The sequence below is a fragment of the Leptospira paudalimensis genome (assembly GCF_026151345.1).
GTDB classification, from domain to species: Bacteria; Spirochaetota; Leptospiria; order Leptospirales; family Leptospiraceae; genus Leptospira_A; species Leptospira_A paudalimensis.
Genome location: NZ_JAMQPR010000003.1, coordinates 62,686 through 75,338, shown reverse-complemented (window position 1 = coordinate 75,338; position 12,653 = coordinate 62,686). Strand labels below are relative to the sequence as shown.

The window sequence follows — 12,653 nt, the reverse complement described above, 5'->3', positions numbered from 1 at the left end:
ATTCCGTCGGAACGTTCGAAAGAACTTTCCACTCTCTGTAAATTTACTTTGACCGAAGGTTTGTCTTCACTTGAAAAAACCGAAGTCCAGTAGAGTAGGGGAGCTATGCATTCTTTGAATGCGTTGGCATAAAAACGACCAGATGCTCGTAGCCGGAGTCAGTGTTCATTTGGAAGAAGGAACCTAAAATGAAAACTAACCGAACAGGAATTTGGATTCCCAGGGAAATTGAATGCCTTGAGGATTTGAGTGTTTCTGAAAAGTATCTACTTTCGGAAATTCGATCGTTAACATTGGCGAAAGGGTGTTTTGCTTCCAATGCATATTTTGCCAAACTGCTTGGGAAACAACCAGACACCATTTCTCGAATGATTTCCAAACTAAAAAAGAGAAATTATATTTCGCAACTTTCCTTCGACGGAAGGAGGCGAGAATTATCTTACAGCCTAGGAATTATTTCCCAAGCGGTAGTGGAAGAGAAACCGAGTGCTCCCATTCAAAAATCCAAGGCAGATTCGGAAGTTTCAGCGGTTCCTTTTGTACCTAGTACAACAAAAGTACATAACATAAGTACAAAGAGTCCTTTGGATGTTTGGAAAGAATTTCTGCAATGGACGAATCAACTGGCACCGACCACTCGTATCCGGATCCAATCGGCTAGTGGACCAGAGAGTTTGGCTAAACAGGATCGTATCTTTTGGGAAAACTATACAGTGCGACTTCGGCCGATGTTTGGGAGTTAGGTTGGGGAAGTGGTGATAATCGATAATATGGTGAGTTTATCGTAAAGTTACAGAAATAAGTCATTGATTAAGACAGTAAAATTGGAAATATCCTCCTATTTATTACAAAAATCAAAAATTGAGAAGAAAACTGTTAACCACGTTCAAAGATTGAATTTCTTGAATTTCATCATATACGAATAGTAAAAAAAATGGCCAAAAAATGGGAGTGTGTCGATATTTAGTATAACAAAAAAAAACGGGATGATTGATATTTTAACGCATACTATTCGATTGTTCGAAAAAAAGCATGGGATTCATTTTATCCTTTTTACTTTGTTTGTCTCGTTTTTACTGAATGCACAACATAATTTGGACCAAGATCCTCTCGTAATAAATATGGAAGAGGCTGAGATTATTGGAATCTCGAATAGCGTAATACTTGCTAGTTTAAAAGACCGAAGGCAGGTCTTTAAAATGGTAGCCACCGAGAAATGGAGAAATTACTTACCTAGGTTGGGAATAAGTTACTTTGGGCTCAGAAATACAAATGTAAACCAGCCAGATAGTCAATATAATGATATCCGGTTGCAACTAAATCAATTAATTTACGATGGTGGTGAAAATGCACTTGAGATTGAATCAGCAAAGCTGCAAGAATTATTAAATCAGGAAGATTGGAAAATTGCTCGTGAAAAAATTACTTTGGAGATTAGAAAGGCATATATCAAATTACTCGCAAGTGATATAAAATGGTACGTCGCAGAAAAAGCATACGAAAGATCTTTGAGGCAATTGGCTGATCTTGCGAAAGAAAACAAACAAGGCTTTGCAACAAGAATCCAAGAAGTAGAATTGAATGCAAAAATAAAGGAACTCGAATTAGGTGTTTTGAAATCAAAATCATTGCGAACTTTAAATGAAATTGAATTAAAAAAACAGATTAATTTACCTATTGAGGTCCCAATTATACTAAAAGATTCATTATTAAAAGATTATGTATTTTATTCACCTGTATTTGAATCTGATGAAGAATCATTTGCATTAGAAAATAAACCAGAAATCAAAAAATCGAAATTAACAATCGAGAATCTGAAAACCAGGAAAGAAATTGCAGAAAATGGCTGGAAGCCTAAGCTTTCTGTTGGTGGCTATTACGGTGAAAATGTGAACGGTGTGCTACCTGTAAAAAATGAAGTATATGGATTCAATTTTTCTGTTCAAACACAGTTAGGCAGCACAACTAACCAATCCTCAGCAAATTATGGAGTTCAAACTGATGGCACAGGAATTCAAAGAATTCCTGGCTTCGGCCCTCAGTTCGTAGGTCGAGGAGAGAATGCTTATAATAGCAGTACGTTTAATCTTTTCGATGATCTTTCATATACTAGAAAAATTTATGAAGGCAAGATAGGACTATCAGACGCAATTAGAACTAATAAGTTGATAAAAATAAATATACAAGCTGAAGCATTCAAATCAAAGGAAAAGTTTAAAGAAAGTTGGTCAGCACTCTCTGTTTCAAACTCAAAGTTTTATTTATTTTATGAGTTATGGAAAAATGTACAAAATAATTATTCTCAAGGATTTGCGAAAGAAACTGAACTTGTATCAGCTGAATTTGAAATGATAAAGGCTGTAGAAGAGATCACAAATGCATTATCTAATTATTTGGAGTCAGGTGCTGAGTATAGTTTTGCTATAGGTAAACCTATGCAAGAAGTTCGATTTTTTGAAATTAAACGAAATTGCGGAAATTCAATTCTAAGATTACTTGATGGTACTTCGGAAATAGATTCCAGAGAAAATGACTCAGAAACGGAAGAGAGTAAAAAAAATAAAAAATCAAATAAAGGGAAAAAAGGGAAAGAATATCAATTTTTTCTTGAAGAGTAATTTATGAAAAGACTAGGACCCATATTTGTTCTATTGTTATTTTTTATCGTAAATCATTGTAAAAATGGGAAACCTGGAGCCAGTAGTTTGTTCACCTTTTTGGGAGATGACAATGCTCCGAAGATTATCTCCGCAGTTCCTTCTATGGGTGATAAAGGATTGCCTAGAACTCAAAAAATTGCAGTGCTATTTAGTAAACCAATGAACATAAATAGTTGTGTTCAGAGTTTTTCAATTTCTCCACCAACTCAAGGTTTTTATGAGCTAAGCGATTTTGCTCTCACGTTCATTCCTAGTTCACAATGGAATTATGGAACGTATACATATACTTTAACGAAAAATTGCGAATCAAAAGACGGAAATGATTTAAAGGAATTGTTTTCAGCTAGCTTTACGGTAGGCGAAGCAACTACAGCAGGAAGTTTTCCGGAAATATCAAATATTCTAATTTCCGCAGGAACGATTGCGGAATGTGACGCCGGCAATGCGCCACAATTGAATATTCTTTCTAATACCATAACTACTGCATGTATGGGTGCCCCAAATTCTAACTCCTTGACATTGAATTTTACAAGGCCGATGGACAGAGCAACAACTACTGGTGCAATTTCTTTTTCCCCATCAATTTCTGCGAGTTTTGTTTGGCAATCTGATACTACATTAACGATAATTCCAGACAGGCCATTTGCATCCCAAGCTAGAATCAATATTGCAGTTTCCACCACTGCTCAAGATACTCAAGGAATCCGAATGCAAGTACCTGTGTCGGGAAGCTTTTTTGTCGGAACTTCTAACTTATTGCCAACAATCGCGAATTTATCTTTAAATGCAGATACCTTATCAAATTGTCTTGCTGGAACTGGTGCATTGGTTGATTTGCTGGTAACTAGCGTTTCAAATGCTTGTTTGGGTAACCCAACTGTAACTCCTATAGTATTCACATTTTCACGACCGATGGATCAAATTCAAACTCAATCAAACATAAGTTTTTCGCCATCATTTACAGGAAATTTTTCATGGTCAGTTGATAGTTTGACTCTTACATTTACACCCGATGCTAAGTTCAATTTTGGTACGAGATATACAATAACTTTAGGAAGCGGTGCAAAAGCTCAAGATGGCATTTTTGTAGCTGGATCATTGGTATATAGTTTTGTTGCTGGAGGTGCGCTTACTGATGCTCCTTTTGTTCAGGCTATTGGGGTCGAATCTCAAACATGTCCTGCAACATATCCAGGTGTTGGAAATGCAACGGGCGGGGATTGGTTGTTAGGTTCTTGTTATTGGGATAGTAGTCTGCCAGTATTATCGCCTACTTCATATAGATTTAGAGGAGGAGATAGCGGAACCGGAACGGGTCCAAATTTAAGTAACTCTGCCTCTTGTTTAGATGTGAATACAGATAATTTTAGGTTAATCTTTTCGAATTATATGGATTTAAATGCAACTATTAATGCAGTTAAATTACGCAGACAATCTCCTCCTAGTACATTTGTGCAATTGTCCACTTGGTCATGGTCTGATTGCCAGGCAGTCTATCCATTTGGATGTCGGGTATTAACAGTGGTATTTGCAGAACTTGAAGCTTCATGTAATGGTACATCATCTTTCGGAAATGTTTCGACATCCGGAGATTTCAACCTACTACAATCAAATACGAACCCAGCGGGTTTCCCTTTTTATATGTTAACCGTAGACACATCGGCAAAGGATGTTAATGGAATTCCAATTAAATCAACTTTTAATTTTAGTATGGAGGCGAAATGAAAGTTTTAAGACTTAATCGCATAGCTTCGTACTTCATTATTTTTCTCATTCTTATTTCGTTTAACTGTAAAATAGATAAGTATCAAGTTAAATCGACATTGGTATCAGAATCTCCTCAAAAGAAATTAATGTTTGGAGCTATGACAATCAGGGATGTAAGAATTCCTAAATCAATCGCAAAAGACTTTCAAGATTTGTTGGTTTTTGAATTAATACAGAAAGGCTTTGTTATTAATTTTTATAATTTTAACGATTTAGCAAAGGAAGTGAAGATAGAAAATAGTAAACTGCCATTAAATCTGAGAAATGCGGCTGGAGAATTTTGGAATCAAAATTCGGTTATTGAAAAACATTTAGTTAGAAACGAAATTAAAGAAGTATCCGAAAAAGAAAGCTTTGATTTGTTTCTGCAGGGCACTATATCAATTCAGAACAATGATTTAACTTTGGAAAGAAAAGACTATAATTATATTTTCTTACATGTATACAGTCCAGATGGAAGTTTAATTGGAATGGTTCGATCTACTTTCGATAATAAAATGTTATATGAGTCCGAACAAATGAAAGAAGTGGTTTCAAAAATGGCATTTGAATTTCAAAAAATTACTTCTTCTAAAAAATAATAAGCTTTAATGTTAATTAATATAAAACTTACTTTTTCAAATATTGCATGTTAAAAGAAAAAATTGGCACTCTTTCGAAAATTCCCTTCTTTTCCAAAATAGTTGTAAGCTCCCTAGTATATCTTGGGATTTCAATTATCTATTCAAATTTAACATGGTCTGAACTTCGAAGTAAACTTCCTTTTTTAAACCGGATTTTTTATTCGAAGTATTTATCTGCCAACGAGCTGTATTCAAATTATAAAAACCAAAATAAGGAAAATTCTTTTGGAGAAGAAGGGAATATTATATCTGTAAAGAGTATAGCAATTGAAGAAGAAACTATAACACCTATATTAACTTTCGCAGCCATAGTTGAACCAATTGAAAAAGTGGAAATATTTTCTAAGGTCAGCGGCCGAATAGAAGAATTCAATGTAAAAGAAGGGGATAAAGTTAAAAAAGGTCAAAAAATTGCAAAAATAGAAGGTTTATCCTTTGAGTTGGATATAGCAAAGCAACAAGCAGCTTTGGATTCTTCAAAAGCACTTTATCAACTTTCAAAAGATAAATATGAAAATGCTAGGAGGAATGTTGAAATAAAGTTGGGGGAAGCAGACAAGAGATTAGGTCTTTATTATAAAGCACTTTCTGAATTCGAAAGATTTCAAGATATAGCGCGTAAAAAAGAAATTTTGTTTGAAGAAAAAGTTATTAGCAATGAGGAATTGGAAAATATTAAATTAGAGCTTAGTTCGAGAGAAGTAAATCTAAATAACTCACGTCGTGAGCTTGAAATGGCGCTCGTAGGAATTAGAGATGAAGATATAAAAGCGGCCGGCTTTAAAGTACCAGAGGATAAAAAATCTAAAATTGAACTGATTAAAAATATTAATACGAAAATTGAGAAATCAGAAATGGAAGTCGCTGCTAAAAACTTGAAGTCAAATGAGGTTAACCTTACTTCTACACAAATGTTACTAAAAGAAACACAGCTTACATCACCTATAGATGGAATTATCGCTAAAATAAGCAGAAATAAAGGTGAACTTATAAATGCCGGTAGTGGGGGTGGAGCACCAATCATGACAATTATATCTAATGATGGAGTATATGTTGCATTTTCTGTTAATGAAGGTGACTTAGGAAAAATTAAGGTTGGGTTAAGAGCTAATATAACAGCAGATTCTTTTCCAGATTTAAAATTCAAAGGTATTATAAAAAGAATTAGTCCATTAGTTGACCAAAAAACTCACACTGCAGATGTCAAAGTAGAGGTAGCAGGAAATATAACAGATTTAAGGCCAGGTATTTTTGTAAGGTCCGAAGTTATCATTGGTAGTGATTCAAAAGCGATTTTAATTCCTATTTCTACATTAGTTTCAATTGATGGAACAGATGGAAGTGTATTCGTCATGAAAAATAAACGAGCTTTCAAAAAGAATGTTGTCATTGGTGAAAAGCGAGATGAAAGAGTGATAGTTACGAAAGGTCTCGAATCAGGAGATATAATTATATCAAGCCCGATTAATAGACTTTTTGATGGCATACTTGTGAAACCTAGTATTTAATGTTTAAATTCATACTTTCAGTCCTATTGCGTCGTCAAGTTGCTAGCTTGATGTTTTTCAGTGGACTATGTTTATTTGGTTTACTTTCGCTTAGAGAAATACCATTAAGCCTCCTTCCAAATATTGAATTTCCTAAATTAACAATTATAACTTCATATCCAAATTCATCTCCTGGTGAAATTGAAAATCTAATCTCTAAACCTATCTCTCAAGTAGTTGGAACTATTCAAGGAGTGGAGAAGGTAGAATCAATTTCGAAAGAAGGATATAGTTTTGTACATTTACGTTTTAAAAATGGTACAGACATGAATTTTGCATTACTTGAAGCTCGGGAAAAATTAGATCTAATTCGGGACCAATTGCCATATGATTCAAGCAAATCGATAATAACAAGATTTGATCCAAGTAGTTCAGCGTTTATGGAAATAGTTTTATCTTCTAGAGCGCTAGGTGATCCAAAAAAATTGAGACAATGGATTGAGGATAAAATTAAACTTTATTATGAAAGAATAGATGGAATCGCTTTAGTACAAGTTGTTGGAGGATTCGAAAAGGAAATCTTAATAGAAATTGATCCTAGTCGCTTAAATTCATATCAGGTTCAACCTATTGAATTGAGTCAACTTATATCTTCTAACAATAAAAATTATCCTGCAGGTCAATTACCATTTGGAAAAAAAGATCTTCCCGTAAGAGCTATTGGTGAATTTAAAACAAGTTTTGATTTAGAAAATTTGGTGGTAAGAGGAGCCGATACCGGAAGAGGAGTGAAGCTTTCGGATTTTTCCAGTATCTATGAACGATATAAAGAAAGAACTGGCATTGCAAGATATAATGGAAATGAGTCAGTAATATTATATCTTTATAAGGAACCAGGTAAGAATACAGTCTCACTTGCTAATGAAGTTAAAAATGTTACAAACAATGTGAATGATCTTTTTAAAAACGAAATTAATGCGGTAATCAGTTTTGATGAATCTATTTTTATCGTTGAATCAATAAATGGACTTTACGCAAATTTGATCATTGGTGCAATACTTGCTTACGTTTCGCTCTTATTAATTCTGAAAAATTTTCAAAGCCCCACTCTTTTGCTCTTAGCGATTCCTGTTACTCTTTTACCGAGTTTCTTAGTTTTCTACGAAATGGGGATAGGATTCAATATGATGAGTCTTGGTGGTTTAGCTCTTGGTGTTGGAATGTTGTTTGATTCAAGCAATGTTGTCATATCTGCAATTGAGAGAAATCTGTCACTTGGGAAAAACTTAGTGGATTCAATCATTGAAGGTACGGAAGAGGTAGTCGGTTCTGTAGTATCAGCAACATCTACAACTATAATTGTCTTTTTGCCAATTGCATTTATTAAGAGTACACTAGGCATAATTTTTCGGGAAATGGCGTTTGCAATTGTTATAACATTAAGCTTTAGTTTAATTATTGCATTAACATTTATCCCCTTGTTGGCAAGTTTACTTTATCGCAAACGGAAATTTGATTCAAATTTTATTTCAAAATTTTCATTTTACGATGAAGATAAAATCACAAAAATTTATCATAAAGGATTGAGAAAAGTTTTAGAAGCGCCAAAATATTATTTATTACTTCTTCTTAGCTTGTTTGCATTCAGTTTGTCTTTGTTACCATATATCGAAAAAGAGTTTATTCCTAGAATAGATACAGGAGAAATAATCATACACATAAAAATGCCGCAGGGAACAGGCCTTGAGGCACTTGATGAATATGTAAAATATGTAGAATCCATAATTAAAGCAGATCCAACAGTAAAATCTTATTTATCAAATGTAGGGGGCGAGGAAGAGAATTTAAAATCTAACCCGAATGCAATTACAAATTCAAATGAGGCAGAACTACGAGTTTTGCTTGTTGATAATAGAGTTCGGTCAACTATTGAAATTGTAAATGATTTGAAATCGAAGATTTCTATTTCAAATGAAATTCAAGTCGATTTCAAAACAAAAGAAAACATACTTGGTGACATTCTTGCAGAAAAGAAGGAAGTGATTGAGTATCAAATTTTAGGTGAAGATATTGAGCTAATGGATTCAAGTGCAAAAGCTTTAACAAAGAAACTTGAAAAATTGCCAGGTGTCGAATGGGTTCGATCAGGATTAGAAGAAAAAGGTATCGAGTATAATCTAGAGTTTGATCAATTAAAAATGGCAAAATATGGTCTCTCCTATACAAATGTAAGTAGTTTTGTAAAGATTGCATTAAAAGGAATTGCTGTTTCGAAAATGGATAACAAAGATCTCGCTATACCATTGCGGATTGGGATGCAAAAAGCAAATGTTAATAGCGAAGAAAAGTTAGGTCGCCTTAGAATTCAAACTCCATATGGAGAAAATATCAGCTTAAATCAGTTCTTAACTTTTTCGAAGAGTGATAATTTGACATCAATTCATCGTAATGGAAATTTAAGGGTAAATGCTATAACAGTAGGCATAAATCCAATCTACAAGAATCTTAAGCGAGAAATTCAATCTACAATTGATGCTTTTCCTAGAAGTGAGGAGATAAAAATTGAAGCAGCAGGAGAGAAAGCAAAGTTAGATGAGTCACTAAAAGATGTAACTTTATCTTTTTTTCTGGCTTTATTACTCATATTTATGTTGCTTGCTGGACAATTTGAATCTTATCGATCGTCTTTAATTATTCTGATTTCAATTCCGCTGATTTTTATCGGCACTTTCCCTGCTTTATTCATGTCTTCGAAATCATTAAATGTAAGTTCATTTATGGGGTTTATTCTTCTGATGGGGGTTGTTGTTGATAATGCTTCGTTATTCTATGAATACTTTCATTTGTTTTTGAAACAGTTTAATGATCCCGAAGCAGCACTTTTTCAAGCGACACAAGTTGTAATTCGCCCGATAATTATGAATAATACAACTACAATTCTTGGAATGTTACCAATAGTGTTTACATTAGGTAAGGGCTCAGAATTTCAGGCACCATTAGGGGTAGTTGTAATTAGTGGATTACTGACATCCGTTATATTATCTCTTTTTGTGATTCCTTCCATTGTCTATTTTCAGCATCAAAAAGTAAGGTAAATTGGCCCGTTGTATTCATATTTTGCTAAATCTGTACGTAATCGACCTATCCTATTTTTAATGATAGCATTGGGTATGTCATTATTCGGATTTATTTTCAATTCAAAACTCTCTTTAGTACGTATTGACCAACAAATTTATCCAGGAATCGCAATTCGGATCGATGCGAAAGGTTTCGATGTAAATAAAATAGAAAACGAGATTGTATATCCAATTGAAAGATCGATTGCAACAGTTGGTGGTGTGAAAAACATGCGCTCCATTTCAGAAGATGGATCTGCATTTATACAAATTAAAATGAATCAGTCCGTTGATTTAAAAGAGAAATCATTAGAATTTAGAGAAAAAATTGATTTAGTGTCTTCTAAATTTCCAAGAGAAGTTCACAAACCACAAGTTTTTCGTTATGATCCAACTAATTCCCCGTTAATGGTAATTTCATTTTCAAACAATGAGATTTCTCAAGATGAATTGAGAGAGTTAGTTGAAAAGTCATTTAAGCGCTCGCTCGAGGCAATTGAAGGGGTTAGTCAGGTAATTATTGGAGGTGGGAAAATTAGAGAAATCCAAGTCGCTTGTGATCCTAAACAGATGGAAGGTTATGGACTAAGCCTAAGAGATATTGTTTCGGTTTTGCAAGATAAGAATCAGAATGATGCATTAGGAAAACTTTCCATTTTGAAAGAGTCACTAAGCTTGCAATCAAAAGAAAGGTTTAATAATCTTTTGGAAATCAGAGACTTACCACTAAAAGTTACTCCTGAAGGTCAGGTTATTTTTCTAAAGGATATTGCGAAAATTAGTTTATCCCCTCGTGATGAGAATATTGGGGCTAGACTAAATGCTGAAGAAAAAGTTACAGCATTTATCTACAAAAACGAATCTAGCGATATAGTAGCGGTCTCCGAGGAAATTAGGTCTCTGATTAAAAGGAAGAATAATGCTAATATAAAAGTAGAGTTTAATCAAGATGAATCGAAAATTTTAACGGAAACGATTAAATCCTTACTATATTTGGAATTTTTAATCATAATTTCATTGAGTATGTTTTTTTTATTAAAAAAGAAATACTATGTTTATTTCATAATCTATTTGATTTCATTGATACCTGTGTTTTTCGGATTTCTTCTTTTGTATGGAATATTTTTTAAAAGTTTCTCATTAGCGACATGTTATGGTTTAATTTTCGGAAATTTATTTTGGATAATGTTTAGAGCAAGATCGTTTTCGATTATCTCATCAAATCAATTAACATTCAGAGATAAAAATCAATTGGGATTGTTGTTGCTCAACTTGTTCTGTTCTTATTTTATTTCTAAAATTCTTTCGAATGAAGTATCCAAATTTTTTACGATGCTTCTATTGTCTTCTGTGACTGTTTGTGTTTTATTGGATTTTTATTTCATTGTTTTTATCAACAACATAAGGATTCATACTATTTCAAATTTAATTAAGTTTAATGATCGAAATTGGATGCAGTATTATCTTAAGAGTATGGAATTTATCAGTGATAAGTTTTTCAAAGCGATTTCAAAAACTGAAGAGTCTATTTTAAGTGAAAAACAAATTTTACCTCTCGCTTTAATTTTCTTTATATTTTTAGGTGTTTATACATTTTTAAAAGTTCAGATGAATGATTCTATTGAATCTGACAAAAGAGATACAATCGCATTTCTGGAATTCCCTTCAGGTACATCGTTTCCGCATACTGATGAAATTTCATTGAGAGTTGAAAAAGCTCTCTTGAAAATTCCAGGGGTGAAACAAATTGTTAGCAAAGTAGATCCTGCACATACATTATTACTCATAGAGCTAGAAAGTGGATTCGTACCGGATACAGAATTTATTAAAACATTGAAGACTGGAGTTGGTTCAACAGAGGATGCTTTTTTGTTTTTTGCAGCGGATCAGAATACTTCATATTTCCAAGAAATTACATTCGATTTAATAGGCAATGATCAAGAATTATTAGAGATTCTCGTGAGCGAAATTGCAGAGAAAATTAGATCTTTTGATGGAGTTGCCGAAGTAGTTTTGCGTTATAAATCTTCTCGTGATGAGTTGAGGCTAGTGCCAGATCCTGCACTGTTTCAAGTTTCGGAAGTTTCACTTCCTTATTTTGGTAATGAATTGAATTTAGCCTTACAAGGAGGTGTGGCTACCAAATTCATAGATGGAGAAAAAGAAATTGATGTTAGAGTCCGTTATGCGGAAGAATATAGAAAATCTAAACTTGATTTTGGCGAGATTCGTATTAAAAATTTGAAGGATAAATTTATTCCAATATCCACGATTGTTAGAGCTGAAGAGAAAAAAATCCCAGTAAAAATCTATCATAAAAACAGAATGAGAACATTAAGTTTTTCGGTTAAATTGGAAGGGAATTCTTCCAATTTCAAAAACAAAATAATTAAATTTGTAACAACTTATTCTTTGCCATCTGGGTATAGAATAGAAGAAGATAATGACTATATGGAGGATATTCTATCAAAAAGTGGTATATCAAAATTTTTGATGATTTTCCTTCCATTTGCAACTTTTTTTGTTAGGTTTTTGTCTTTAAAACAAAAGGAGAAAATTTCATCGTTTTTACTTAAATACTATATTCCCTACCTTCTTTCTGTTTTTTTAATCATATTTTTTTACCCTGGAGATCTTTATTTGCCGTTCCAAGTTTCCTTGCTGTTAATGTGCCCTCTGGCACATTTTTTTATTTCCTTAAAATATCATTTAACAAAGTCAATCTGGGTTTATTTAGCAATTTTGAATTTTTGTTTGTTAGTATTATTAGATACTACGTTAATCAGTTTTTTTTATATACTTATTGGAATTTTGATTTATGTTTTTGTTGTGTTTTTCGCTCATCAACTGGAAATTAAGTGGGCCAGAAAGTATGAAATGTCACTGTTGGATTTTTTAGGCACTAACGTAAGCAAAATTACCTCAAAAATTCATTCTTTATTCAGGATATAATAGCTGCACTTCAATGAATTAAAATGATGATTATTTATTCTATCTAGG

Annotated in this window: 7 protein-coding genes; all 7 read left to right on the top strand. The window is 33.1% G+C overall.

Annotation, left to right across the window (positions count from 1 at the left end):
• The first annotated feature begins 188 nt into the window (after positions 1-188).
• The 7 genes from ND855_RS18595 to ND855_RS18565 all read left to right on the top strand — a co-directional run bounded on the left by ND855_RS18595 (position 189) and on the right by ND855_RS18565 (position 12,605).
• Positions 189-743 carry a helix-turn-helix domain-containing protein gene (locus ND855_RS18595; RefSeq protein ID WP_265359707.1) on the top strand — a complete coding sequence of 185 codons (555 nt, stop codon included), beginning with the start codon at positions 189-191 and terminating at the stop codon, positions 741-743.
• 243 nt (positions 744-986) lie between these two features.
• Positions 987-2,618, top strand: a complete 1,632-nt coding sequence (locus tag ND855_RS18590) for a TolC family protein (protein WP_265359706.1) — start codon at positions 987-989, stop codon at positions 2,616-2,618.
• A gap of 3 nt (positions 2,619-2,621) precedes the next feature.
• Positions 2,622-4,385, top strand: a complete 1,764-nt coding sequence (locus tag ND855_RS18585; protein WP_265359705.1) for an Ig-like domain-containing protein — start codon at positions 2,622-2,624, stop codon at positions 4,383-4,385.
• Positions 4,382-5,008 (top strand): hypothetical protein, encoded by a 627-nt coding sequence (locus ND855_RS18580; protein WP_265359704.1) that lies wholly within the window; start codon positions 4,382-4,384, stop codon positions 5,006-5,008. The genes ND855_RS18585 and ND855_RS18580 overlap by 4 nt, the downstream gene beginning before the upstream one ends.
• Positions 5,009-5,055: 47 nt before the next feature.
• Positions 5,056-6,558, top strand: a complete 1,503-nt coding sequence (locus ND855_RS18575) for an efflux RND transporter periplasmic adaptor subunit (protein WP_265359703.1) — start codon at positions 5,056-5,058, stop codon at positions 6,556-6,558.
• Positions 6,558-9,632: an efflux RND transporter permease subunit gene (locus ND855_RS18570; RefSeq protein ID WP_265359702.1), complete on the top strand. Its 3,075-nt coding sequence runs from the start codon at positions 6,558-6,560 to the stop codon at positions 9,630-9,632. Before ND855_RS18575 ends, ND855_RS18570 begins: the two co-directional genes overlap by 1 nt.
• A 9-nt stretch (positions 9,633-9,641) precedes the next feature.
• Positions 9,642-12,605 carry an efflux RND transporter permease subunit gene (locus ND855_RS18565; RefSeq protein WP_265359701.1) on the top strand — a complete coding sequence of 988 codons (2,964 nt, stop codon included), beginning with the start codon at positions 9,642-9,644 and terminating at the stop codon, positions 12,603-12,605.
• Positions 12,606-12,653 lie beyond the last annotated feature (48 nt).